Genomic DNA, 25101 nt, shown 5'->3' with positions numbered 1-25101 from the left:
GCTTATTTCGACTCCTTCTCTTTATAAATTTCATATTGTTCTTTCACATTAGAAGGCATATCGCCTTTATACATATTCTCCATTAACTGCGTAACTGTTTGTTTTGGCGTTGCATCTGCTGCTTTAATCGCTTGTTTAATCTCTTCTTTTGCACGCTCAATCACTTCATTTTCTTTTTCTTCTGACCAAAGCCCTTTTGCTTCAACATATTTACGGAAACGTACTAATGGGTCTTTCTTTTCCCATTCCGAGTCAATATCGGATGTACGATAGCGTGTTGGGTCGTCCCCAGCCATTGTATGTGGGCCATAACGATAACACATTGTCTCAATTAACGTTGGACCTTCGCCACGTAGTGCGCGTTCACGTGCATCCTTTGTCACTGCATAAACAGCTAAAGCATCCATACCATCTACTAATACACTCGGCAAACCTGCTGCTACGCCTTTTTGTGCTAATGTCGTTGCGGCTGTTTGCAATTCACGTGGTGTCGAAATGGCATATTGGTTGTTTTGAATAAAGAAAATAGCTGGTGCTTTAAATGCGCCTGCAAAGTTAATACCTTCATAAAAATCACCTTGTGATGAGCCACCGTCACCTGTATAAGTTACAGCAACACCTTTTGTGCCGCGTTTTTTCAAGCCCAATGCTACACCAGCAGCTTGAATGTATTGTGCTCCGATAATAATTTGTGGCGATAATACATTGACACCCTCTGGTGCTTGGTTACCTACAAAATGACCACGAGAGAATAAAAATGCTTTTTCTAATGGTAGACCATGCCATACAATTTGAGGGACATCACGATAGCCTGGTAAAATCCAATCTTCTTTTTCTAATGCAAATTGTGAGCCTAATTGTGAAGCTTCTTGACCAGCTGTTGGCGCATAGAAACCTAAACGTCCTTGTCTATTTAATGAGATTGAACGTTGGTCTAAAATACGTGTGTATACCATACGGCTCATCAGTTCAACTAATTCGTCATCTGATAGATTAGGGTTCGCTTCTTCATTAACGATTTCGCCTTCTTCATTTAAAATTTGAAACATTTCAAACTTTTCTTCAATCTCATGCAAAGTTTTTTGTGGGTCTAAAATATTATTGTTAGCCATTTGTTCCATCCCTTTCTTAACTGTATTAATTTATTTTTAATTAATTATAGTACAACTTGAACTTACGAACAGTATACTTAATATTTTTCTGTCGGTCAATCATATAATATCAATCATATCGCACTATTTCTCTTTTCCACAACTGTACCACTCTGTTATACTATATCCATCAAACTGTGTTATAACAAATCAAAAAGAACTCCTATAAAACTATACCCTACTTACCTTTTCACATAACATCCTTCACACTTTAATCGAAATTCGTTGAATGCTTTTTATTTCTTGTATACTATAGATAAGAACCCGTTTTACTGTTAGAAAGGAGAATTTTTATGCTTACGATGGATGATATTATTTTAGAAGGCCATCCCACTTTAAAAGAACGCGCTGTAGAAATGACTTTTCCGTTAACGGATGAGGAACGTGCAACTGCAGAAGCTATGTTAACTTTTTTAAAAAACAGTCAAGATCCTGAATTGGCTGAGAAATATAACTTAAGAAGTGGCATTGGTTTAGCTGCTAATCAAATTAATGTGCTTAAACGTATGTTTGCCATTTATTTAGAAGACGATACTGGTAAACAATTAGAGTTTGTTGCCATTAATCCTAAAATTGCAAGCCATTCTGTAGAAAACACATTTTTGACAGGAGGAGAAGGTTGCTTATCTGTCAACCGTGATGTGCCTGGCTACGTGCCACGACATGCACGTATTACTGTGAAATTTCATGATATAGATGGCAACGAACAAAAAATGCGATTAAAAGGGATTGCTGCCATTGCTTTTCAACATGAATTAGATCATTTGAATGGCACAATGTTTTATGATCGCATTAATAAACAACATCCCTTTGAAGAAATTCCAAACGCACAACCTTACGAACGATAACAGAAAAGTGGTAAGCGAACGTTACTATTTCGCTTACCACTTATTTTTTAGAAAGTATATTTGCACTATTACGCTAATGTTATGCTTAGTAAAGTGTCTCAATTAATGGCAATAATTGCGCCATTGTCTCAATTGTCGCATTTGCCCCTGCCGCTTCAAATTTTGCTTTTGTTGCTGCTATAATTTTTTGACGGTCTTCTACACTTAAGCGTGCATATGCTGCTTCACTTAAGCCCATCTCTGAACTGCCAACTAATACGCCAACTGTATAAATACCCGCTTGTACACCTTCTTTAATATCTGATACTGTATCTCCAACTTTAATAACTTCATCTACATGGCTTAATTGTAATCGTTTCATATTTTCAAATATCATATAAGGATAGGGCCTTCCGTAGCCTGATACGTCATCTGCTGTGACAATCGTATCTGGTGTGTACCCTAAGCGAGCTGCACCTTCTTTTACAACGGCCATCATCTTCGTTGTATACCCCGTTGTTGAACCAATTTTAATCCCTTGTTGACGTAATGCCTCTACACATTCAACAACATGAGGGATAGGCGTTGTAAATTGAGCTAATGTAGCCATTAACTGTGTCTCAAAAGAAGCATACATACGTTGCACATCTTGTTCTGTAGAAGGCGCCCCCTTAATGACTTGCCATTCGCTTGCAATACGTGGCATTTGCAACATGGTACGGATATGGTCAATCTTTAACATCCCCATTGGTTTCCGTGCTTCTTCATATGTTACTTCAATACCTTCTTCTTCAAAAATTGTTAAGAACACTTCCACAGGTGCAAAACATCCAAAGTCTACTGTAGTACCTGCCCAGTCAAAAATAACACCTTTTATCATTGTACAACCTCCATATATTTTTTCACACTTAACATAAGGCGTTGCATATCTTCTTTATGTACATCGCCAATATTACCTACACGAAATGTATCTACTTCTGTCAACTTACCAGGGTATAACACAAAGCCATTTGCTTTCATCTCATGATAAAATGCTTGGAAATCAAAATGAGCATGTGGGAATAAAAAAGTTGTAATAATCGGAGATTGATAAGTCGGCTCAATATACGGATGGAAATGATAACGTGCCATCTCCTTACGCAAAAGAGCATTATTTTCTTTGTAACGTTGATATCTTGCTTCAACGCCACCTTCTTGTTGTAACTCTTGCAACGCCTGAGCAAAAGCTGCGACTACATGGGTTGGTGAAGTAAAACGCCATTTACCATCTATCTCCATAACACGCCATTGATCATATAAATCTAATGCTACACTACGCGCCTGATGAGCTGTTTGTTGTAAAACAGCTCGCTTCGCAATTACAAAACCAAAACCTGGTACACCTTCAATACATTTATTAGCACTGCTCACTAAATAATCAATATGGCATTTTTCAAAATCAATGGGTACACCACCAAAGCTGCTCATTGCATCTACAATAAATACTTTATTGAATGCTGCCACCACGCTACCCATCTCTTCAATAGGATTTAATATGCCTGTTGTTGTTTCACAATGCACCATTGCTACATGTGTAATATGGTCATTTTGCTGCAATAATTGTGTTACTTGTTCTTTAGTAGGCACTTCATTGTATGGCACAGCATAGACTGTATAGTTTAAATCAATAGTTTGAGCAATCTGTGTCATGCGTTCACCATAAGCGCCATTTGTAATAAATAAAATATGATCCTCTGCACCTACAGCTGTAGTAAGCACTGACTCTACTGTAAAACTGCCACTCCCCTGCATTAAAACAGCCGTATACGTATCAGATGATACTAAAGCCACCTCTAATAAATTTTGACGAATGGACTGCGTTAATGCTTTATATTCATCATCCCATGTACAGCGGTCTTGTAGCATTGTTTCTTTCACGGACATCGTTGTAGTAAGCGGGCCAGGTGTTAATAATTTATAAGTCATTATGATTTACTCCTTTTATTGTGCCTCATTAAAAATGGCTTGATGTTGTTCTAATAATTCAACCGTTAATGTTGTGTCCCATCGTTTGAAATTCGCTGCTTTTTCTGTATTGGGTAATGTTTCATCTTGATATAACACTACAGGATACTCAGCTAACATCGCTTCGCGTGCTTCTGTTGCCATTGTTTGCGCTATTTTTTCTGTTAGGCTGTTCATCTCATCTTTATTTACGACGCTTATAGATTCTGTCAATGTAAAATTACCCTCTAACGGATCAACTACCTCTATAGGCATCCCTTCTGTGTTAGCCTGCACAGCTTGGTTGCGCAAACCAAAACCAATGGCAACTTCTCCAGCTTTCACTTTTTTTATAGGACCAGAGCCAGAACTTTCAATGTGAGGGCCTGCATTTTGCTTTAAGTCTGCAATAATGCTCTTTCCTTCTTTCTCCCCATACTCATTCAAAATACCTTGAATAAGTAACCAAGCTGTCGAAGAATCCATGATATTAGGGAATGAGATTTGTCCTTTATAGATGGGGTCTGCTAAATCTTTAATACTTTTAGGTGCAGGTAAATCTGCCGCTTCTAATGCTTTGGTATTCACAAAAATAGCACCGGCATTTCCTAACATCGGCATTTGGTAAGTGCCATAATCATCTACTGGCACTTGCTCTACTTTCATATCTTTAAACATCGTATTTTTTTGTTGAGCACTCTCTAAAAAATACGAAGCCATCGTAATAATATCTGCCTCTATTTTAGTGCCTTCTGCCATAAGCTTACCGCCTAGCTCTGAAGTGCCCATTGACTGGATCACATATCGATCTTTATACCCTTTATCATCTAGCGCTTTCTTCAATACCGCTACTGCTTCATCATCAGCATTTGAGTAAATAATGACGCGTTCATCATCCTTTGGCTGTGCCGCTTCTCCACCACATGCTGCTAGTACCATAGATGTGCCTGCTAAAACATAAAATAGTTTAGGATTCATTTTCATTGTTTTGTCTGCTCCCTTTAGTAGATAAATAATCTAACACTAGTTTTACCAATAAATTTGTGACTAAAATAAATAAGGAAAGAATAAAGATATCTGTATATTTAGCAAAATGTTGAAGTTCTTTGATGCGAGTAGAAACAAGCATCGTTTCTGTACTAACGATAAATATTACACCGCTTACTGTTACCATTGCGTTTAAAAAATAGTAATTCAACATTTGAAATATCGTTGCTTTCATATTGGGTAAAACAACACGCCTTATTGTCGCAAACCATGTATCTTGCATCAATTGCCCTGTCACTTCCCACGTGTGATCCATCTTTTGCAGTGCATTTTTTGCCATAGTATATGGCGTCGTAAAGAAATGCACGATGTTACATAAAACAATAATCAAAATCGTACCTTTTAATGTACTGTCATTAAATAAAAATAAGTAAGATAGACCTAACACCATGCCAGGCACCGTATTCGTTAAGATGGAAAACCAATCAAATATGCGTCGCGTCTTTAATGGCGTTCTCGTATTTAATAACGCAGCTAGTAAAGCTAGTAATGTTCCTAGCAATGCTGTAATACTAGCGACAATAATAGAGTTACGATAATCCTGTAAAAGTTCTGACTGCATAAACACAGCCTTGACATGCGTTAATGTAAACGTTAAGTCATAAGGGTACCCCATCGTAAAAGGCACGATCAGTAACACGGCAAAAATGGCAACAATACAAATCGCTACAACACTTGAGAATACGCTAAAAGCAATATCTCGTGTGGCTGATGGAATAAGTGCAACCTGCTTATTATTTTTAAATGCGACTTGGTAACGTTGTAAATAAGCTAACAGTAAAATCCCTATGACTGCTGGAATCAACATCATAATTGCAATAGCAGCACCTTGTTCAAAGCGAACAATAGCACCTAACATAGCACGATATAAAGACATCGCAACTACTTCATACTCGCCACCTACTGATGCTGGTATACCAAAGTCTGTAAAACTTAAAATAAATGTTAAAATAAAAGCGGCACCAATCGTTGTTAACATGGGGCGCAATACAGCATGATAAAAACGACGTAATGGTCGATCATGCATCAAATAAGAAACGGTTAAATACTGTTTATCAATATAGAGCATGGCATTATTCATTAGGACATATGCAATAGGTAATGTGTATAAAATATAACCAATGAGTAAACCATTAAAGCCATAAATCGAAAAAGGAGGCGAGCCTAAGAGCTGTGTCAATGTCCCTTGATTACCAAAGGCATAAATTAATACGAAACCATACGTAATAGTAGGTAATAACATCGGCAACGTAACACTCGTTTGAATAAAAAAGCGTAAACCTTTGTTTACCTTTGTAAAGTGCATCGTGTAGGCTAATAAAAAGGCAATAATGGTCGTAATAAGTGCAGCGCAACTAGAAACGATTAAACTGTTTAAAAATGCTTGTAAAAATGCACTATTCTGCAATAATTCACTGTAGTTTTGAAACGTATAATGCGCGCCAAAACGCATGGACTGAAAAGCTACCATACAAAGTGGTGCTATAAGAAAAACGGTAAAAAACAATAGTAAAGGCAAAGCTAATATTTTCATCATAGGTGTCGATTTAATCATGCTGTTCACCAAATAGCTGATAAATGTTGTGACGCTTAATGTAGAGCTGTTTTAAAATAAATTGCTCTACAAATGCATTCTTTGGTTGCTGAATAATTTCTCTTGGTGTGCCAAATTGTGCCACGCTACCGTCGTTAATAATCAACACCTTATCAGAGAGCGTTAAAGCCTCCTCAGGATCATGCGTTACAATAATCGTAGTTAAATTAAATTGTTGAGCAATTTGCTGGATGCGTTCTTTTATTGATTCTTTTATCACGCCATCTAGCGCGCTTAATGGCTCATCTAATAACAATACTTTAGGTTGCATAACTAACGTTCTAGCAATGGCAACTCGCTGCTTTTGTCCACCTGACAGTTCATGGATTTTTTTAGTTAAATGTGGCTGTAATTCTAAAAAGTCAATATACTCTTGGATTTGCTGTTTAGACATCTGTTGTTTTTTATTCTTCAAACCGTAAACAATGTTGTCATAAGCATTCAAATGTGGGAATAAAGCAAAATCTTGGAATACAATATTAAAGCCTCTCAGTTGCATAGATTGTTGTGAAATATCTTGCCCCTCATACAATAAACGCCCTTCACTTTGTTGTACTAAACCTAGAATGATATTGAGTAATGTTGTTTTGCCACAACCACTAGGTCCTAGTAAAGATACAATCTCGCCAGATTGAATCGTAATATCAATATCTTGTAACACTACTTTATCGCCAAATGTTTTTTTAATATGTTGGAGCTCTAACAAGCTCGCCACCTCCTATTCCAATTCAAAGTATAAGGAGGGATTGTAAATGCAGTAGTAGAGTTTTGTAAATTTTGAATAAATGTTGACTACATATTGACTAAGTTATGCTAATGTTTAAAAGAATGTTACATGTGAAGGGAAGAAGTGATATGTTGAGCTCACAAAGACAAAATAAAATCATGCAATTATTGCGCATAAAGAAGATGGCAAAATTACACGATTTAACGGTACTATTAGACGTTTCAATCGAAACAGTTAGACGCGATATCCAACATCTTGTAAAAAAGGGGCAAGTAGAAAAAATTTATGGGGGCATTAAATATATTGAACCTGTAGAAAGCCTTATCAGTGCACGTATGACAGAACAGCTAGCGCAGAAGATTGCCATCGCTAAACGTTGTGCAGCTTTAGTAGAAGATGGCGATTGTATTTATATTGATAGTGGTACGACAACCTATCATATTGTATCTTTTTTAAAAAACAAACCTAACATTACTGTAGTGACCAATTCATTACCTGTAGCTTATGAATTATTAACCTCTACTATAAATGTAATTATTATTGGTGGCACATTACGTCATTCCGAAAAATCGATTACCTCTAATGATTTTCTATTTCGCTTTGAACATTTAAACATTACAAAAGCTTTCATTTGCGCAAGTGGTGTGAGTGTAGAACGAGGTGTATCAGATTTCAGCTTATCTGAAGCTATCACACGAAAAAAAATTATTGATCATGCACAGCAAGTTTATTTGGCTGTGGATGCTACTAAATTCCAACGTGATGTGGCTATTCAAGTGTGCCCTTTACAAGCCGTCTCCGCTATCATTACGGATGATACACTCGATAAATCTATATTAGAAGATGTAACAGCCTTATCTCTGCCCATCTATATTGAAAGCCCTGAACAATAAAAAAATAAGCGCTGCACAACTTGTGCTAAGCGCTTATTTTTGAGATCAAATTAAGTGTAACGTTTTCATCGCAATGGCTAAACCATCTTCATCTACATGTGGTGCTTGATGTGTAGCTGCTGCCTTTGCCTTCTCATGACCATTTCCCATAGCTACACTTGTACCAACTGTTTGCAACATTTCAATATCGTTCAAGCCATCACCAAACGCTACAGCATCTTGCATGGTTAGCCCTTTCTTTGTTAGTAATTGCTCAATCCCCACTGCCTTCGACGCATGTTGTGGCAGTATGTCACAAGAATAGGGATGCCAACGTACAAATTGTACATTCGGAAACTTCTCACGATACAACGCCTCTTCTGCCTCACTAATAAAGACTAATGTTTGATACACAGGGTTATGCCAATAAAATTGTGCGTCTACTGCGGGATATTGATATTTTAACGTAGCAAGTGCTTCTTCAAGCTTCCTTTCATTAGGTACCGTTGCTACCATTTTTTTATCATCTAAAAAAACGGCATGTTCATTGCGTTCTGCACCAAACGTCACAATATCATGTAACGTTTGTTTCTCTACTTGATTAGTGTAAATCACTTCACCATCATCTACTACATACTGACCATTAAATGTGACAAATGTAGTGACCTCCAATTCATCCAACAAGGACTCAATCATAAAAGGTCCGCGCCCTGTAGCTATGGCAACCTCATGACCATTCGCTTGAGCTTGATAAATTGCTTTACGTGCAGATGTCGGAATTTGTTTAGCTTGATTATAAATTGTGCCATCTACATCAAAAAATAAAATTTTTTTCTCCATCTTTAGTTACCCTCTCTTAACGAGCCATATTTGAAGCAAAGTTTTGCTTTGCCTATTCCTAACAATAAATCTTACTATTCTTCATACCTTCAATTAATTTGAAGGGCTTTTCTTTATTTTAAAGGATGTGCATGATAATATAAAGGAAATGTAGTTTTGCCTATACACAAACTCATGCTCACAATTTAATTGAGTGCAGGAGCGGAGGTATCTCGTAACTTTTCTTATTTCAGACGTTTAAATGAGCTAAATTACGGTATATTACATGTATGTGTTAAAAAAACTGCAACTATTATGAACGCACGCAAAAGGAGAGCAAAACAATGATTTACAAAGTTTATTACCAAGAGAATGTATTAGAGATTCCAGTTCGCGAAAACACAAAAAGTTTATATCTCGAGGCAGATTCAGAGCGTGAAGTGCGCGCTAAATTAAAAGATTTTAATTACAATATCGAGTTCGTGCAATTGCTTGAGGGCGAATATCTAGCACACGAACAAGAGAGTACAAATTTTGTACTGGAGAGTTTATAAGTCATTATGAAATTTGTGAAAAATGACCAAACAGCTGTTTTCGCACTTGGCGGACTGGGCGAAATCGGCAAAAACACATATGGCGTACAATTTCAAGACGAGATTATTTTAATTGACGCTGGTATTAAATTTCCTGAGGACGATTTATTAGGGATTGACTACGTTATTCCAGATTATACGTACCTCGTACGCAATGCTGACAAAATTAAAGGTTTATTTATCACTCATGGGCATGAAGACCATATCGGTGGTATCCCTTATTTATTACGTCAAGTTAATATGCCTGTCTATGGCGAAAAATTAGCACTTGGTTTATTGCGTAATAAATTAGAAGAACATGGCTTACTGCGTACAACCAAATTAATTGAATTTAAAGAAGATGATGTGATTAAGTTCCGTAAAACATCTGTAAGTTTTTTCAGAACAACACATAGTATTCCTGCATCTTGTGGGATTGTGGTAAAAACACCACCTGGTAATATTGTGCACACAGGCGACTTTAAATTTGATTTTACACCTGTTGGCGAACCTGCCAATTTAACGCGTATGGCTGAAATTGGTCGTGACGGTGTACTATGTTTACTATCAGATAGTACGAATGCTGAAAAACCTAACTTTACAATGTCTGAACGCACAGTAGGTAAAAGTATCGATGAAATTTTCCGCAATGTAGATGGTCGTGTGATTTTCGCTACATTTGCTTCAAATATACATCGATTACAACAAGCTACTGATGCAGCAATTAAATATGGTCGTAAAATTGCCGTCTTTGGGCGCTCTATGGATAATGCGATTACCATTGGCCGCGAACTAGGCTATATTACAGCACCGAAAGATACATTTGTGGATGTGCAGGCGTTAAACCGTTTACCTGCAAATGAAGTTATGATTTTATGTACAGGTTCTCAAGGAGAGCCTATGGCAGCTTTATCACGCATTGCTAGTGGTACACACCGCCAAATCCAAATCCAGCCTGGTGACACTGTCATTTTCTCTTCTTCACCAGTACCAGGTAATACTGTTAGCGTTAATAAAATTATTGATTTATTATATAGAGCTGGTGCCGAAGTTATTCATGGCCCACTTAATAATATTCATACATCAGGGCATGGCTCTCAAGAAGAGCAAAAACTGATGCTCCGTTTAATGAAACCTAAGTTTTTCATGCCTATTCATGGTGAATATCGCATGTTAAAAATGCATACACAGTTAGGTTATGACTGTGATGTACCTTTTGAAAATTCATTTGTGATGGAGAACGGTGATGTATTAGCTTTAAGCGCGAATGAAGCGCATATGGCTGGTCGCATCCCTTCAGGCGATGTTTATATTGATGGTAATGGCATTGGCGACATCGGAAATATTGTTTTACGTGACCGCCGTATTTTATCTGAAGAAGGCTTAGTGATTGTTGTCGTTAGTGTGGATATGGCTAAAAATAAAATTGTATCTGGCCCAGATATTATCTCTCGTGGTTTTGTTTACATGCGTGAGTCTGGCGCTATGATTAACGAAGCTCAAAAAATGTTAAATCAACATTTACAAGACGCTGTACGTCATAAGACGCCACAATGGACTGAACTAAAAAATGAAATTACAGATGTATTAGGTCCTTATTTATATGACCAAACTAAACGCCGTCCTATGATTTTACCAATCATTATGGAAGTGTAATCAAAAGGAGTAACGGAACGTTATGTTCCGTTACTCCTTCTTTTATTCTTTCATTGCTTTTTTCACAAAACGATTTATATCGGCATCCGCACCAATCACTAACATAATATCACCCAATTGAATTTTATCATCCGCTTGTGGTGATACAATAATTTCTGTACCACGTTTAATCCCAACGATTGTAATACCGTATTTAGCGCGAATATCTAAGTCAATCATAGAGTTACCTGCAATATTATCATTTGCTTTTAATTCCATAATGGAATGTTCATCTGATAATTCGAGGTAATCTAATACTGTATTCGATAGCATATTATTAGCAATACGAATCCCCATATCTCGCTCAGGATGCACTACAAAATCTGCACCAATTTTACGCAATACCTTCTCATGATAATCATTTTGTGCCTTGACTGTAATCTTTTCCACACCAATCTCTTTTAATATAATGGTTGTTAAAATACTCGCTTGAATATCTTCGCCAATAGCTACAATGACATGTTCAAAGTTGCGAATGCCTAACGATTTTAATACCGCCTCATCTGTAGAGTTAGCTACAACTGCCTGTGTAGCAATTGAGGCAAATTCATCTACACGGTCGGATGAATGGTCAATTGCCATCACATGTGCTCCCTGACTAATCAACTCTCCAACAATACTTCCTCCAAAGCGGCCTAAACCAATGACTACAAATTCCTTCTTCACTATGCTCGCCTCACTTCTCAAAGTATATTTATTGTATCAAATTTTATAATAATACACATCTAGACAACATATATTTGAGAAAAATGAAATTTAATTGAGAAAAAATCGTTTTTATTATCATGTAGTAACATAAAAAGGAACTGCATTATCACGCAGTTCCTTTTTATATTGATGTTATTCTTCTTCCTTACGTGCCTCATCTAATACACGATTTACACGCTTTTCTAGCATCTTCATGCCACTACCACCTGCTTGGAAGTGACGCAATACACCACTCTTATCAAATACATAATAAGCGGGCACATATTCATTCTCAAAAGCATCTGCTAATTTTAATTCACTATCGACAAAAATAGGTTGTGTAATGCTATGCTCTTCTGCTACCTTTGTAATTTCAGCTAAGTCTAAATCGCTCTCTGAGCGTGGCATATGTACAGCCACCACATTTAACTCATCTTTATATTGGTCGCGGAAATTGTTTACTTCTGGCATTGCTTCTTTACATAAATGACAGCTAATAGACCAGTAGTGAATTAATGTTGGTTTATCTCCAATTAATTGCTCTTTTGTTACTTCGCCATTTAACCAAGCAGTTGCGCCTGTTAACTCTGGCATTGGTGAACGTAATTTCATCTCAAAATTCCTCCTTTTTTATCAAAAAACCCCGCACACAGCGGGGCATATAAAAAATTAAAGTGTTTTTTGACCTGGACGCCAGTTTGCTGGGCAAAGACCGCCAGTTTGTAGTGCTTGTAGTACACGTAATGTTTCATCTACATCACGGCCAATGTTATTGTGGTTTACTACTTGATATTGTAATTCGCCTTCTGGGTTAATAATGAATAGACCGCGTAATGCAACGCCTTCTTCTTCAATTAATACGCCAAAATCTTTAGATACTGTGTGGTTTGTATCTGCTGCTAATGGATAGTTTAAATCACCTAAACCGTTGTCTGAACGATCTGTATTAATCCATGCTAAGTGTGTATGGATTGTATCCGTTGATACCCCAATTACTTCTGCATCTAGGTCTTGGAACTCGTCATAACGGTCAGACATAGCTGTAATCTCTGTTGGACATACAAAAGTGAAGTCCATTGGATAGAAGAATAATACTGTCCATTTGTCATTTTTCATGTTTTCTTCTAAAGATACTTTACCAAAAGATTTGTCAGCTAATACTGCGTCCATTGCAAATGCAGGAGCTTGTTTACCTACCATACGTTCTGCCATTATAAAATCCCTCCGAAATATAATTATTTTTATTTAAGACTAATTCGTAATAACGAATACGTTTATAAGATACCAAACATACTAGCATTTATCAAGCAAAGTGCTTTTTAAATTTATTTATACTCTCATTTACTTACCGATTATTCTCATACTACGATCTGTCACAATTTTAACGAAAAAAACATTGATTTAATTCCTATAGGCTGTATAATAAATGACGTATTTTTAAACTTAAAGTTTAGCAAAAGTAAACTTAATAAATTTAAAGTTTGTTTATAGTAAACTTTAGTATTTGAATGTTTAGTAAAAGTAAACAAATAAAGAGGTGATGAAGCGTTATGCAGATTGGCCGAAAAATTAAAGCACTACGCTTAAAAAAGGGCTTAACACAAGAAGAGTTAGGTGAGCGAACAGATTTGAGTAAAGGCTATATCTCTCAACTCGAACGCGACCTCAACTCTCCATCCATTGAGACACTTTTCTCGTTACTAGAGGTGTTAGGTTGTAAGCCTAAAGATTTTTTTGATGATGCTGGTGAGGAACAAAAGGTCGTTTACAGTGAGGATGATCAATCGATTTATTGTGATGAAGATAAAAAATACGAAATCCAGTGGCTCATACCTACTTCAAATGAGAAAGAAATGGAGCCTGTTATTTTACGTTTAGACCAAGGTGGCGAATTTAAAAATTTTGAGCCATCATTAGCTGAAACGTTCATTTATGTTTTAGAAGGGAAAATACGCCTTGTTGTTGGCAACGAAGAATATATCGCAACAACAGGTAATGCCCTGTACTATGATGCCTCAGAGCATCACCAGATTTTTAATGCTTTTGCAGGACAAACTATATTATTTTTAGTAGCAACAAATTCATATTTATAAAAGGAGGTTCATCATGGCAAACCATACCATCATTCGTTTCGAAAATGTAACAAAAGCTTATGACGACGGTACAGTCGTATTAAAAGATATTAACTTAGAACTAGAACAGGGGAAATTTTACACCTTGTTAGGGCCATCAGGCTGCGGTAAAACAACGATATTACGCATTATTGCAGGCTTTACAGATGCTTCTCAAGGTGCTGTGTATTTTAAAGATAAAAAAATGAATGCTGTGCCTGCTAATGAGCGACAAATTAATACGGTGTTTCAAGATTATGCACTCTTCCCCCACTTAAATGTATTTGAAAATGTTGCCTTTGGTTTACGTATTAAAAAACGCCCTGAAGTAGAGATTAAAGAGCGTGTAGAAGAAGCGTTAAAATTCGTTAACTTAAAGGGGTATGGCCCTCGTGAAATTACAGAAATGTCTGGTGGTCAACGTCAGCGTGTTGCTATTGCCCGCGCAATTGTCAACGACCCTGAAGTTATTTTGCTAGATGAACCGCTTTCTGCTTTGGATTTAAAATTACGTACAGAGATGCAATATGAGCTACGTGAGTTACAACAGCGCCTAGGTAAGACATTTGTTTTTGTTACACATGACCAAGAAGAAGCGCTTGCTATGTCTGATGAAATCTTTGTGTTAAATGAAGGTACAATACAACAATCTGGCACGCCTGTAGATATTTATGACGAGCCAATTAATCGCTTCGTTGCTGATTTTATTGGAGAATCTAATATTGTAGAAGGCATTATGATTGAAGACTATGTTGTCGAATTTAACGGCAAACGATTTGAATGTGTTGATGGTGGTATGAAGCCACAGGAAAAAATAGATGTTGTGATTCGTCCTGAAGATTTAGAGATTACTGCGGTTGAGCAAGGGAAATTAGTCGTGAAAGTAGATACACAATTGTTTAGAGGGGTGCATTATGAGTTATCTACGTATGATGAGGATGGTAATGAATGGCTAGTTCACTCATTAAAAAAAGCAGAAGTAGGTGAACGAATTGGCTTAAACTTTGATCCTGAATCCATCCATGTTATGCGCTTAAATGAATCTGAAGAAGATTTTGATAAGCGACTTGAAGCATATGGAGATGATGATGATGCAAACTAAAACTTCAAAAGGTGCATTATTTCCTTATGTGATTTGGATTGCATTATTTGTTATTGCACCTATTGCACTTGTTGGTTATTATTCTTTGTTAGATTTACAAGGGAATTTTTCATTAGAAAACTATAAAACTTTCTTTTCCTCAATTTATTTAAAAATGACATTAAGCTCCTTTTGGTATGCTTTTTTAGTGACATTTTTTGCGTTGTTAATTTCTTATCCAACGGCTTATTTTTTAACGAAAACGAAGTATAAGCATTTATGGTTGTTATTAATTATCATTCCTTCTTGGATTAATTTATTATTAAAAACCTATGCATTTATTGGTATTTTTGGCTTATTTGGCCCCATTAATGCCGTAATTGAAATGTTTGGCTTGCCTGCTCAACAAATTTTGTTTACAGATATTAGTTTTGTCTTTGTCTCAGTTTATATTTTTATTCCGTTTATGATATTGCCTATCTTTAATGCGCTCGATAAATTAAATCCAACGTTAATTGATGCTTCACGTGATTTAGGCGCATCTTCACTAACAACATTTAGACGCGTTATTTTACCACTCACGATGGATGGTGTAAAATCTGGCATTCAAGTAGTCTTTATTCCAGCGCTCTCTCTATTCATGATTACACGTTTAATTGCAGGTAACCGTGTGATTACGCTGGGGACAGCAATTGAACAGCAATTTTTAGTTACACAAAATTGGGGTATGGGCTCCACCATTGCTGTATTTTTAATTTTATTTATGGTCATTATAATGCTAGTAACAGGGCAAAAAAATAAAGGAGGTCGTATACGATGAAAAAGCTTTCACTGTCGGCTAAAATTTATTTAGCGATCGTCTTTATCGTACTGTATGCACCAATCTTTTATTTAATTATGTATTCCTTTAATAGCGGTGGCACAATGAATACATTTGACTCATTCACATTAGAGCACTATCAAGCTGTTTTTGAAGATACACGTTTACTCGTTATTTTGATTAATACTGTTGTTGTTGCTCTATTATCAGCATTAGTTTCCACGATTATTGGTGTATTTGGCGCTATTGGTATTGTGTCTGTAAAGAAAGCTCGCTTGCGAAATACGTTACTATCACTCAATAATGTGCTCATTGTCAGCCCTGATGTTATTATCGGTGCTAGTTTTTTAATCTTATTCACCATGATTGGTATCAAGCTTGGTTTTGCTTCTGTATTAATTGCACATATTGCTTTTAGTGTACCTATCGTTGTATTAATGGTATTGCCTAAATTATTAGAAATGAATACATCTTTAATTGATGCTGCTCAAGATTTAGGTGCTTCTAAACGCGATATTTTAACACGTGTGATTTTACCGTATATTAAACCTGGTATTTTTGCTGGCTTCTTTTTAGCTCTAACTTATTCCTTAGATGATTTTGCTGTCACGTTCTTCGTAACAGGTAACGGCTTTAGTACTTTGTCAGTAGAAATATATTCTATGGCTCGTGCAGGTATTTCATTAACTGTCAATGCTATTTCCGGATTAGTATTCTTAGTGACAATTATTGTAGTAGTAGGTTATTACTTTGTCACAAGTAAAACAAAGCGCAAAGTAGGTGACCGTGCATGAAACAACTGATCCAAGCAACCATTGCTATATTATTAATATCAGGTGCCCTACTTTATACAACAAAACTATTAAATGTGAGTGGTGGCAAAACGGGTAAAGACATTTTAACGATTTATAACTGGGGTGAATATATCGACCCTGATTTATTAAAAGCGTTTGAAAAAGAAACAGGCATTCATGTCATTTACGAAACCTTTGATACGAATGAAGCTATGTTAACGAAAATCGAACAAGGTGGTACGGCTTATGATATTGCTGTACCGTCTGAATATATTATCGAAAAAATGCGTGAAGATGATTTACTAATTCCCATTGACCATAGCAAGATTCCGAATTTAAAAAACCTTGATCCTTACTTTTTAAACTTGCCTTTTGACCCTCATAACAAATACTCCATTCCTTACTTTTGGGGTACAGTAGGTGTCGTTTTTAACCCAGAGTTTGTAGACGGAACAGACTTTGATTCTTGGCAAGATTTATGGAACCCTGACTTTAAGCGTCAAGTTTTCTTAGTTGACAGCGCTCGTGAGGTCGTTGGTATGGGATTAAATAGCTTAGATTACTCCTTAAACTCAAAAGACGATCATCAGCTAGCTGAGGCTGAAGCGAAATTAACGACCCTTGCTCCAAATGTAAAAGCTATTATCGGTGATGAAATCACACAATTAATGGTGAATAATGAGGCACATATTGCTTTGACTTGGTCTGGTCAGGCAGCTGATATGCTATCTGAAAATGAAGCATTAGATTATGCTGTACCGCAGGAAGGCTCTAACTTATGGTTTGATAATATTGTCATTCCAAAAACGAGTAAAAATGTGGAAGGAGCACATCAATTTATTAATTTCATGCTATCTGCAGAGGCTGGGGCACAAAATGCAGACTATGTAGGCTATTCGACACCAAATGACGCAGCATTAGCCTTAATGGACCCCGAAGTTGTGAATGACGAGCGCTTTTACCCTGATGAGGAGCAACGTGACACGTTAGAAGTGTATAAAAACTTAGGGCCTACCTATATTGGCATTTATAATGAGTTATTTTTACGCTTTAAAATGGCGATTCGTTAATTGTTGAGAATAACATAATAGCTACTCACACCGCCTTTAGAATAAGAGGCGATTCAAACAAAATAAATACCCCATCAAAAAGTGATAGACAGCTGTTTTATATGTTGTCTATCACTTATTTTTTATCATACTATTGATGTAGCGACAAACTTTTATTTTTCATCTATTATTAGTAAGTGTGTATGAACTTGAGAAAGGGGGACGAATATGTCCCAATCATCTAATAAAATCGCATTATACATGTTGATGTTTAACATGTTTGTTACTATGAGTGGCATTGGTTTAATTATTCCTGTTATGCCTGCTTATCTTGAATTATTTGGAGCTGCTGGGCAAGTGTTAGGTTTGTTGATTGCTTCTTTTGCTCTAGCCCAATTTGTTTTCTCACCAATTGCTGGTAATCTCTCTGATCAATATGGACGTAAAAACCTCATTATTTTTGGCCTTGTATTATATGGCCTGGCACAAATCGCATTTGGTCTCTCTACAGAACTTTGGATGTTGTTTGTATCTCGGTTTTTAGGCGGTTTAGGCTCTGCCTTTATTGCACCACCTATCATGGCATTTGTAGCCGATATCACCACTTATGAAGAGCGTGGTAAAGGAATGGGTATGTTAGGAGCTGCCATGTCATTTGGCTTTATGATAGGACCTGGTATTGGTGGCTTCTTATCAAAAGTAAGCTTACATTTTCCATTCTATACCGCCGGGGCATTTGCCTTTATTGCCGCTCTCTTATCACTTGTTATTTTGCCTAATATTAAACCTGACCAAAAAACAATTAAAAAACAAGAGCATATTGTTAAACAGTTAAAGCAATCCATTAAAGTACCCTATTTTGTCATGTTATTAATTATGCTTATTTTCTCCTTTGGGATTGCTAACTTCCAAGTGACCTTATCTTTGTTTGTCTCTCATAAGTTTAATTATACACCTACAGATATCGCTATCATCTTAACTGTGGGGGGAGCAGTCGGCGTGGTTGTACAAATGTTTGTAATTACGCCACTCTTTAAACGTTTTGGTGAGATGAAGGTAATCTTAGTCAATCTATTATTAGCAGCACTGACGATGTTTTTAATGTTATTTATTTCAGGATTTTTTGTCGTGTTACTCGTAGCCACTATCTTCTCTACAGCTACTACTTTAATTCGTCCAGCTGTAAATACGCTAATCTCAAAACTAGCAGGTAATGAACAAGGCTTTGCTGCAGGGATGAATAATGCCTACATGAGTTTAGGCAATATGATGGGCCCTGCACTGGCTGGCTCACTATTTGATATAAACCGTAATATTCCTTATATCTTTGGTACATTTATTTTACTTGGCTGTTTCTTACTCGCTTATATTTGGACAAAAAAGAAAGCATCACATCTTTTCAAACCTGAGGCGTGATATTAACCTAAAAAAGTGGTAAAGGGAGAATAACAAAACCCTTTACCACTTTTTCAGTAAAATATACATACTTGTCTTGATAAAAAAACCAATAACGAACAAAATATTATACCTTTTTGTGAAGGTTAACGTTGTGATTTAATGCCCACACGTAACCGCTTAATCGCACCGATTAAGCATAATAATGCAATGCCACTATAAACAATTAAATAAGATGCCCATAAAGGAAAGTCAAATTCTGTGAATTGTAAAAATTCATTATTATACTCTGGCGATGTAATAGATACAATAACAGCTCCTGGATTTAACGTAGCTAATGCATACATCATGATTTTACCAATGTTTATCATGACGCCATTTCCCACCATAATAAATGTTACAAGAAACAGAAAAGCTGTAATAGCTCCTAAAAAAATCATTGCTCCATAGGTGGAAATCATTGAAACTACTGTTCTTTTGGTAATCGTAGAAAAGAAAATACCAATGCTACCAATCGTAACAAGTGTGAGCAAGAAATAAGCAAAGGTCATTAATACTTGTGTAGGTGCTACACCACCGAATAAAAATACGATACTGTAAATGGGTAAGCCTGCCATTAACATCAAAATGATAAATGCTATAGAAGATAGCAATTTCCCCAAAATGATTTGTGTCGCACTTTGTGTAGTTGTGAGTAACATATTTAACGTCTGCTTTTCACGTTCGCTACTAATGGCACCTGCTGTAACACCTGGTGTAATAAACATGACAAGCCCCATCTGTACTACACTTAATAAAATAAACAGTAGATAACTTAATTCTGGTGTAATAAATGATATGCGACCAAAATCTGTAGCTACTAGTATAAAACCCGTCATAAAAATCCCGAGTGTGGCCAAGTAAAACAATAAGCCTGAAAAACTTTTGAACGAACGAAAGCGCAGCTTCATTTCCTTCATTAAGACAGGATTATACCATTGAATCATGCTCTTTCGCCCCCTCTGTAATCGCCATAAATACATCTTCTAGGTTATGATTTTCTTGTGTATATGAGATAATCGCCAAATCATGCAACATCGCTTCTCGCAGTAATTCCGTTTGCTCAATCTTTGTGCCACTAAAATCAAATGTCAATAACATATCTTTAGTCGAGATATGCATATTACTTACTAATGGATTGCGCTCGAAAAATTGTTGCGCTTCCTCTACACCATAAGTAACGCGTACAGCTAGTCGCGTACCTTTTGCAAATTGTTGCTGAATCGCTGTTACATTACCATGTGCAATTAGTTTACCCTCATCCAAGACCCCAATCTCGTCACACATTTCCGCCAACTCTGGTAAAATATGCGACGAAATTAAAATGGTCTTGCCAAAGGAACGCAGATGTCGAATAATTTCACGCATTTCTATACGAGCTCTAGGGTCCAAACCAGAAGCCGGCTCATCTAAAATTAAAATACTTGGATTATGAATCATTGCTCTTGCTAAACATAATCTTTGTTTCATCCCTCTTGATAACACATCAACATACTCATAACGTTTATGTGTGAGGTTAACTAACGCAAGCATTTCTGGAATGCGTTGTTGTCGCTCTTTTGAAGTTAATTGATAACTCGCTGCATAAAAGTGTAAATATTCATCTACAGTCAACTGATCATATACGCCAAAGAAATCGGGCATGTAGCCAATTTGTTTGCGCACTGTTGCCGGTGATTTTTTAACACTTTTTCCATTGATAAATGCATCTCCAGTCGTTGGCTTTAATAAAGTAGACAGTATGGAAAATGCTGTTGATTTCCCTGCACCATTTGAACCTACAAAGCCAAACACTACCCCTTCATTAATCGTCAAGGTTAAATCATTCAATGCATAAAAGTCATGGTATTTTTTTGTTAAACCTTGAATTTCAATCATTGTGCCACCCCCATGATTTGCACTGTAGGCAATTTCACAACTACACCAGTTTCTTGGAGTAAACTTACTCGTAACGTAATCACCCCATCCCTATTTACATATGGATTAATATTTCCTTGTTGCTTCCACGTACCATCTACTACTTCATACTCATTTGTTACATTATTTAAGATTTCACTTTTTGTATTTGAATCTTGTTCTGTAACGATGACTTGTTGCAAGCCTACGTCATTTGAAATCATTTCTTTTGGCAATGTTAACTCATAGCGATTTACTTGTCCTTCTAACATAGCCTCATTAGCATCGGGCATGGCAAGGTCTACTTCCATATCGGATTGTTCATTGATAATGGTGCGTTTCATTTCTTTATCGGAGATTGAAAAATCTCCTTTTAACTCTAATCTTGGTTCAAAAGCTTGTGCGAGATACGTAAGGTGTTGTTCTTTAGCTTCCCCTTTAAACTGTGCTTTAGTCAGTGATTGATTAGTTGAACCGAAAATAATAGGTTTATTAAACGCTGGGGCTAAAAGATTTAATTGCGTTTCTTGAGCATGTTTTTGCCCAGCCGCGATTTCTTCTAAAGAGCCTGGATTACGTTGTACAATCGTACCATTATTTTCTACAGGTTTTAAGTATGGAGACTTTAACGGTTGTGAGACAATCAACGTTTCATTAGGCTTAATATCGCCTAATACGACTTGCTCACTACCTGACCATAATGTAGCTTGTTTAAAATCGAATGAGAAGCCGTTATGAACTGTCCCTTCAATGCGTCCATCGCTCACTACAACATCAATCGTTAATTTTCCTACATTTGACACAAAGCTATTACCTGAAAACGTTTGTACAGACCAATACGATGGCTTACTAAAAATCAAGGTATGGTCTTTAACATAATTTTTAGTGGAACCGTTTGTAAAGCTCAATGTATCAATGGCATTGACTGTTGTATCATCATCTAGAGAGAATGCTACATCTTTTAAACTATTCGTTAATAGTGACATGGCATAAACGCCTTGTACACTCTCATCATCATTAATAAAATAAGTGGCTAATTGTTGTGTACTTGGCTGTTTGATACGATCTTTGGCACCAATCAAAAATATAGCTACTGCTGTAATGATTGCTATTAGTGGAATAACAAACCATGCATAACCACTCTTTCCTCGCCTACGTAATAACCAATACAATAAGGGGCCTACAATAAAAATATAAGCAACTAGTGCTGTAATAATTGTTGTTGCCGAAATTTCTAATGTTGGAAAAACACGTGTGTTATTGCTTAATTCGTTTCTCGACTGATCTTGTGTTAGCGTATTCATTGGTGCATGTGTAAAAAGATCCATCTTAGAAACGAGCCATTCATAAAACGCTTCGTTATTTTGTATAGCCTCATCGCCTAATACAAAAGGTAACTGAATAATACTGCCACTGCCAAGATGACGTTGCGCAATTTGAATATCATATTTATTCACGAGTTCTTGCGCTTTATCATTTAATGAAGTTTGATAATACGTAACCATAGCACCTTCTACATTAACTTGATCCTTATTGCCTACTTTTAAAGGCATAAGACCATTAAAGGCACCCCATGCTGTTTCGTCTGCCTCTGATGTACTCGTAATCAGATGGCCACCCCTTTGTACCCAACTCTTTAAAGCTTGTTGTTGCTCCTCTGATAATTGTGACATCTTACTATCATCTATTATCATGTAATTAAATGTAGCTAGCGCTAAATAATCTGTTGGCAATTGACTAGCACGTGTAGTAATCGTTGTCACATCGTCGATTTGCTTTACTGACTTTAATAAATTAATTAACCGTTGTTCATTTGACGTTACTGTTAATATAAATGGCGTGTTGGGTGCCATCATTTGTGGCGTTTTTGTTACTGCCACACTTGCTTTTGTCTTTTCTTGTTTTTCAATCCCACCAGGATAAAGCGTAATTCTCTTCGTTAAAGTATCTTTATTCTCTGGCATTAATATGTAACTCTCGATCATTAATTCCATCGTTTTCTCTTCACCTTTAGCGATACGCAGTGGATACGTTTTAATCGTGTCTGTAGACGTTGTAAGCGCTAAATCACCATCAAAGTCTGTACCTGTATTGGTGATGGTAGCTGTTACTGGTACATCCATATCATATTTTAGTTTGTCTGTTAACGGAAAATCGATGGTTATACTAATACCTGTTTCAGCATAAGTAGTTGTCGTTGGTAATAAAAAACTCATCATCATGACGATTAATGCCATGCCTTTCAAAAAACGCATCGTTTCAACTCCTCAATCCTTTTATATTCTTATTGTAATCTTTTACAACCATGATGTGGGCATTTCTTAAAAAGCTTAAATAAAAATTAAGAGTTCGTTAAGATATTGTTCGTATAAAAAGTAGCAACCACAAAAAAGCGATAATCTTGTAACCTTTCCTTAACAAGCAAATGAGAAAACATTGCGTCTCTCATTGCTTGTAGAAAGCCTACTTACCATCACTTTTTATAAAAATCATAAAGGCACCGTGCATGATCTTGCACCACTTCAGTAAAGGCTTGCACTTGTCTTAATTCAAAAGAAGATTCATAGCCAATCAGCCACGTATCTCTCGTAAGTCCAAACTCCTTATCATGATTCATTAGTGGTATTTTATGAATACGCTCCTCACCATTTAAGGTGATAGAAGGTAAAATCGCATAACCAATACCATTTATCGCCATTTGCTTACACGTTTCGATTTGATCAACTAGTATTTGGCGATGAGGGTTGGATGAGAATTGTCGCTGCCACCACTGCTGAATCTCTTGATAATAATTGGAATCACTTTTAAATTGAATAAAGGGACGTTGTGTATTTAATACCTCTTCTAATGTTTCTAGCTCTCGGTCGACGAGATACAAGGTATCGCGAAAAAGATGCATCTTTTTGCCCTTCCAGTCGACTTGTCCACGTACAATACCAATATGAGCCTCACCATCATAAAGGGCTTTTACAATTTCTGAGCTCCACCCTGTCATTAAAGAAATTTTAGCATCAGGAAACTTCTCTACAAATTCTTTCAATACTTTAGGTAACCAATTTTGCCCTACAATAGACGCACACGCAATTTTTAATGTCCCATTCACTTTAGTCGTTAATCCTTGAATCGCTTCCATAATTTCTTCTCTTTTTTGCAATACTTCTTGCGCATGTTGGATAACTAGCTCTCCAGCCGGCGTAGCAGTTAGTCCTTTTTGCGAACGAATAAACAACTGAGCGCCCCAATCCTTCTCTATCGTCTGTAAGCGTTGTGACAGTGCTGGTTGTGTTAAAAACAAACGCTCTGCTGCTTTTCGCATATTACGTTCCTCAGCCATAATTTTAATTAACTCGGCTTCTGTTGTCGCTGTCATACCCTTACTCCTTTATTCTTTTATTCACGACGCAAAGGAGCTGCCTTATCAATCAGGCAACTCCTTTAGGTTAAGTTGAATATACGTATTTTTTTAATTGTTTTAAAATCACACGTCGCGTTAATATCCCCACGAATGTGTTATCTTCATCAACGACACATAAAAATGCATTATTAATGACGAGGTCGAGTGCACGCTGGAAGGTTTCCGTGTTTTTAATAACACCAACTTGTTCATCCATAATATCGTCTACTTTTATATCGCTTAATCGTTCAAATTCGATGTGTTCTAACCCCAAAATAGATTCTGTAATCATCTTCATACTGAGTAGGCCTTGTAAGCGATATTTCATATCCAATACAGGTATAGCCGAATAACCTGTACGTGTTAATACTAATAACGCATGCTCTGCATTGTTACCAACCTGCACATGAGCAACCTTTTCTGAAGAAATAATTAAATCTTGAATTTGCATTTGCAATAAATCTCTATTGTTTGAAACTATCATAGCAGTCTTCTCCTTCTTCTCTCTCCCTTTGAGAACAGGTTCACCACTATCATATCACATTTAC

General features: G+C 36.5%; 25 protein-coding genes. 10 read left to right on the top strand and 15 right to left on the bottom strand.

The window, feature by feature from the left end:
- Positions 1-2: 2 nt before the first annotated feature.
- The gene (pdhA, locus tag IEW44_RS06815) at positions 3-1112 is read right to left on the bottom strand and encodes a pyruvate dehydrogenase (acetyl-transferring) E1 component subunit alpha (protein WP_188614299.1); all 1110 of its coding nucleotides are present in this window, start codon (positions 1110-1112) and stop codon (positions 3-5) included.
- 332 nt (positions 1113-1444) lie between these two features.
- Between pdhA and def the strand changes: the two genes are divergently transcribed.
- The gene (gene def / locus IEW44_RS06810) at positions 1445-1999 is read left to right on the top strand and encodes a peptide deformylase (protein ID WP_188614298.1); all 555 of its coding nucleotides are present in this window, start codon (positions 1445-1447) and stop codon (positions 1997-1999) included.
- Between the two features lie 85 nt (positions 2000-2084).
- On the opposite strand, the gene phnX is transcribed toward def, so the two are convergent.
- Genes phnX through IEW44_RS06785 form a run of 5 tightly spaced genes read right to left on the bottom strand, consistent with a single transcriptional unit; the run spans position 2085 to position 7308 of the window.
- Complete coding sequence (gene phnX / locus IEW44_RS06805; RefSeq protein WP_188614297.1) at positions 2085-2858, bottom strand: phosphonoacetaldehyde hydrolase; 774 nt, start codon at positions 2856-2858, stop codon at positions 2085-2087.
- Positions 2855-3946 (bottom strand): 2-aminoethylphosphonate--pyruvate transaminase, encoded by a 1092-nt coding sequence (gene phnW, locus IEW44_RS06800; RefSeq protein WP_188614552.1) that lies wholly within the window; start codon positions 3944-3946, stop codon positions 2855-2857. The genes phnX and phnW overlap by 4 nt, the downstream gene beginning before the upstream one ends.
- A 12-nt stretch (positions 3947-3958) precedes the next feature.
- Positions 3959-4945 (bottom strand): extracellular solute-binding protein, encoded by a 987-nt coding sequence (locus tag IEW44_RS06795; RefSeq protein WP_188614296.1) that lies wholly within the window; start codon positions 4943-4945, stop codon positions 3959-3961.
- On the bottom strand, positions 4929-6563 hold the full coding sequence (locus IEW44_RS06790) for an ABC transporter permease subunit (RefSeq protein WP_188614295.1): 1635 nt from the start codon (positions 6561-6563) through the stop codon (positions 4929-4931). Before IEW44_RS06790 ends, IEW44_RS06795 begins: the two co-directional genes overlap by 17 nt.
- Entirely contained in the window at positions 6556-7308 is a 753-nt protein-coding gene (locus tag IEW44_RS06785) for an ABC transporter ATP-binding protein (RefSeq protein WP_188614294.1), read from the bottom strand. Before IEW44_RS06785 ends, IEW44_RS06790 begins: the two co-directional genes overlap by 8 nt.
- Before the next feature lie 149 nt (positions 7309-7457).
- On the opposite strand from IEW44_RS06785, the gene IEW44_RS06780 reads away from it, so the two are divergent.
- A complete protein-coding gene (locus IEW44_RS06780) occupies positions 7458-8222 on the top strand; it encodes a DeoR/GlpR family DNA-binding transcription regulator (protein WP_188614293.1) in 765 nt (254 codons plus the stop codon).
- A 45-nt stretch (positions 8223-8267) separates the two neighbouring features.
- Here IEW44_RS06780 and IEW44_RS06775 read toward each other — a convergent pair whose 3' ends face one another.
- A complete protein-coding gene (locus IEW44_RS06775; protein WP_188614292.1) occupies positions 8268-9041 on the bottom strand; it encodes a Cof-type HAD-IIB family hydrolase in 774 nt (257 codons plus the stop codon).
- Positions 9042-9364: 323 nt separating this feature from the next.
- On the opposite strand from IEW44_RS06775, the gene IEW44_RS06770 reads away from it, so the two are divergent.
- Positions 9365-9574, top strand: a complete 210-nt coding sequence (locus IEW44_RS06770; RefSeq protein WP_188614291.1) for a DNA-dependent RNA polymerase subunit epsilon — start codon at positions 9365-9367, stop codon at positions 9572-9574.
- 6 nt (positions 9575-9580) lie between these two features.
- Positions 9581-11248 (top strand): ribonuclease J1, encoded by a 1668-nt coding sequence (gene rnjA, locus IEW44_RS06765; RefSeq protein WP_188614290.1) that lies wholly within the window; start codon positions 9581-9583, stop codon positions 11246-11248.
- 42 nt (positions 11249-11290) lie between these two features.
- Here rnjA and IEW44_RS06760 read toward each other — a convergent pair whose 3' ends face one another.
- The 3 genes from IEW44_RS06760 to IEW44_RS06750 form a co-directional block, all read right to left on the bottom strand.
- Positions 11291-11953, bottom strand: a complete 663-nt coding sequence (locus tag IEW44_RS06760) for a potassium channel family protein (RefSeq protein WP_188614289.1) — start codon at positions 11951-11953, stop codon at positions 11291-11293.
- A 174-nt stretch (positions 11954-12127) separates the two neighbouring features.
- On the bottom strand, positions 12128-12586 hold the full coding sequence (locus tag IEW44_RS06755) for a TlpA family protein disulfide reductase (RefSeq protein WP_188614288.1): 459 nt from the start codon (positions 12584-12586) through the stop codon (positions 12128-12130).
- 57 nt (positions 12587-12643) lie between these two features.
- Entirely contained in the window at positions 12644-13186 is a 543-nt protein-coding gene (locus tag IEW44_RS06750) for a peroxiredoxin (protein ID WP_188614287.1), read from the bottom strand.
- 338 nt (positions 13187-13524) lie between these two features.
- Here IEW44_RS06750 and IEW44_RS06745 point away from each other — a divergent pair, with 338 nt between their 5' ends.
- The 6 genes from IEW44_RS06745 (at position 13525) to IEW44_RS06720 (ending at position 19245) form a co-directional block, all read left to right on the top strand.
- Positions 13525-14067 (top strand): helix-turn-helix domain-containing protein, encoded by a 543-nt coding sequence (locus IEW44_RS06745; RefSeq protein WP_188614286.1) that lies wholly within the window; start codon positions 13525-13527, stop codon positions 14065-14067.
- A 13-nt stretch (positions 14068-14080) separates the two neighbouring features.
- Entirely contained in the window at positions 14081-15187 is a 1107-nt protein-coding gene (locus IEW44_RS06740) for an ABC transporter ATP-binding protein (RefSeq protein WP_188614285.1), read from the top strand.
- Complete coding sequence (locus IEW44_RS06735) at positions 15177-15986, top strand: ABC transporter permease (RefSeq protein ID WP_188614284.1); 810 nt, start codon at positions 15177-15179, stop codon at positions 15984-15986. The genes IEW44_RS06740 and IEW44_RS06735 overlap by 11 nt, the downstream gene beginning before the upstream one ends.
- Positions 15983-16780 (top strand): ABC transporter permease, encoded by a 798-nt coding sequence (locus IEW44_RS06730; RefSeq protein ID WP_188614283.1) that lies wholly within the window; start codon positions 15983-15985, stop codon positions 16778-16780. Before IEW44_RS06735 ends, IEW44_RS06730 begins: the two co-directional genes overlap by 4 nt.
- Positions 16777-17850, top strand: a complete 1074-nt coding sequence (locus IEW44_RS06725; RefSeq protein ID WP_188614282.1) for an ABC transporter substrate-binding protein — start codon at positions 16777-16779, stop codon at positions 17848-17850. The genes IEW44_RS06730 and IEW44_RS06725 overlap by 4 nt, the downstream gene beginning before the upstream one ends.
- Before the next feature lie 207 nt (positions 17851-18057).
- Positions 18058-19245 carry an MFS transporter gene (locus IEW44_RS06720; protein ID WP_188614281.1) on the top strand — a complete coding sequence of 396 codons (1188 nt, stop codon included), beginning with the start codon at positions 18058-18060 and terminating at the stop codon, positions 19243-19245.
- Between the two features lie 125 nt (positions 19246-19370).
- Here the strand turns inward: IEW44_RS06720 and IEW44_RS06715 are convergent, their stop codons facing one another.
- From IEW44_RS06715 to cbpB, 5 genes are all read right to left on the bottom strand, one after another.
- On the bottom strand, positions 19371-20210 hold the full coding sequence (locus IEW44_RS06715; protein WP_188614280.1) for an ABC transporter permease: 840 nt from the start codon (positions 20208-20210) through the stop codon (positions 19371-19373).
- Positions 20194-21141: an ABC transporter ATP-binding protein gene (locus IEW44_RS06710; protein WP_188614279.1), complete on the bottom strand. Its 948-nt coding sequence runs from the start codon at positions 21139-21141 to the stop codon at positions 20194-20196. Before IEW44_RS06710 ends, IEW44_RS06715 begins: the two co-directional genes overlap by 17 nt.
- Positions 21138-23414, bottom strand: coding sequence for a DUF8725 domain-containing protein (locus IEW44_RS06705; RefSeq protein ID WP_188614278.1), 2277 nt, complete (start codon positions 23412-23414; stop codon positions 21138-21140). The genes IEW44_RS06710 and IEW44_RS06705 overlap by 4 nt, the downstream gene beginning before the upstream one ends.
- A 218-nt stretch (positions 23415-23632) precedes the next feature.
- Positions 23633-24529, bottom strand: a complete 897-nt coding sequence (gene ccpC, locus IEW44_RS06700; protein ID WP_188614277.1) for a transcriptional regulator CcpC — start codon at positions 24527-24529, stop codon at positions 23633-23635.
- Positions 24530-24599: 70 nt separating this feature from the next.
- Positions 24600-25037 carry a cyclic-di-AMP-binding protein CbpB gene (gene cbpB / locus IEW44_RS06695; RefSeq protein WP_188614276.1) on the bottom strand — a complete coding sequence of 146 codons (438 nt, stop codon included), beginning with the start codon at positions 25035-25037 and terminating at the stop codon, positions 24600-24602.
- Positions 25038-25101 lie beyond the last annotated feature (64 nt).

The organism is Lysinibacillus alkalisoli, from assembly GCF_014643595.1.
GTDB classification, from domain to species: Bacteria; Bacillota; Bacilli; order Bacillales_A; family Planococcaceae; genus Metalysinibacillus; species Metalysinibacillus alkalisoli.
Note: the sequence above shows the minus strand (reverse complement) of the source record. Positions and strands in the feature narration are given on the sequence as shown.

Bases quoted from the DNA above. Each gene is read 5' to 3' on its own strand.
- pdhA (WP_188614299.1), bottom strand. From the start codon at position 1,112: ATGGCTAACAATAATATTTTAGACCCACAAAAAACTTTGCATGAGATT.
- IEW44_RS06720 (WP_188614281.1), top strand. From the start codon at position 18,058: ATGTCCCAATCATCTAATAAAATCGCATTATACATGTTGATGTTTAAC.
- rnjA (WP_188614290.1), top strand. From the start codon at position 9,581: ATGAAATTTGTGAAAAATGACCAAACAGCTGTTTTCGCACTTGGCGGA.
- IEW44_RS06780 (WP_188614293.1), top strand. From the start codon at position 7,458: ATGTTGAGCTCACAAAGACAAAATAAAATCATGCAATTATTGCGCATA.
- IEW44_RS06750 (WP_188614287.1), bottom strand. From the start codon at position 13,186: ATGGCAGAACGTATGGTAGGTAAACAAGCTCCTGCATTTGCAATGGAC.
- IEW44_RS06735 (WP_188614284.1), top strand. From the start codon at position 15,177: ATGCAAACTAAAACTTCAAAAGGTGCATTATTTCCTTATGTGATTTGG.
- IEW44_RS06730 (WP_188614283.1), top strand. From the start codon at position 15,983: ATGAAAAAGCTTTCACTGTCGGCTAAAATTTATTTAGCGATCGTCTTT.
- cbpB (WP_188614276.1), bottom strand. From the start codon at position 25,037: ATGATAGTTTCAAACAATAGAGATTTATTGCAAATGCAAATTCAAGAT.
- IEW44_RS06790 (WP_188614295.1), bottom strand. From the start codon at position 6,563: ATGATTAAATCGACACCTATGATGAAAATATTAGCTTTGCCTTTACTA.
- IEW44_RS06795 (WP_188614296.1), bottom strand. From the start codon at position 4,945: ATGAAAATGAATCCTAAACTATTTTATGTTTTAGCAGGCACATCTATG.
- IEW44_RS06715 (WP_188614280.1), bottom strand. From the start codon at position 20,210: ATGATTCAATGGTATAATCCTGTCTTAATGAAGGAAATGAAGCTGCGC.
- def (WP_188614298.1), top strand. From the start codon at position 1,445: ATGCTTACGATGGATGATATTATTTTAGAAGGCCATCCCACTTTAAAA.
- IEW44_RS06710 (WP_188614279.1), bottom strand. From the start codon at position 21,141: ATGATTGAAATTCAAGGTTTAACAAAAAAATACCATGACTTTTATGCA.
- IEW44_RS06745 (WP_188614286.1), top strand. From the start codon at position 13,525: ATGCAGATTGGCCGAAAAATTAAAGCACTACGCTTAAAAAAGGGCTTA.
- IEW44_RS06770 (WP_188614291.1), top strand. From the start codon at position 9,365: ATGATTTACAAAGTTTATTACCAAGAGAATGTATTAGAGATTCCAGTT.
- phnX (WP_188614297.1), bottom strand. From the start codon at position 2,858: ATGATAAAAGGTGTTATTTTTGACTGGGCAGGTACTACAGTAGACTTT.
- IEW44_RS06755 (WP_188614288.1), bottom strand. From the start codon at position 12,586: ATGAAATTACGTTCACCAATGCCAGAGTTAACAGGCGCAACTGCTTGG.
- ccpC (WP_188614277.1), bottom strand. From the start codon at position 24,529: ATGACAGCGACAACAGAAGCCGAGTTAATTAAAATTATGGCTGAGGAA.
- IEW44_RS06705 (WP_188614278.1), bottom strand. From the start codon at position 23,414: ATGCGTTTTTTGAAAGGCATGGCATTAATCGTCATGATGATGAGTTTT.
- IEW44_RS06775 (WP_188614292.1), bottom strand. From the start codon at position 9,041: ATGGAGAAAAAAATTTTATTTTTTGATGTAGATGGCACAATTTATAAT.
- IEW44_RS06740 (WP_188614285.1), top strand. From the start codon at position 14,081: ATGGCAAACCATACCATCATTCGTTTCGAAAATGTAACAAAAGCTTAT.
- IEW44_RS06725 (WP_188614282.1), top strand. From the start codon at position 16,777: ATGAAACAACTGATCCAAGCAACCATTGCTATATTATTAATATCAGGT.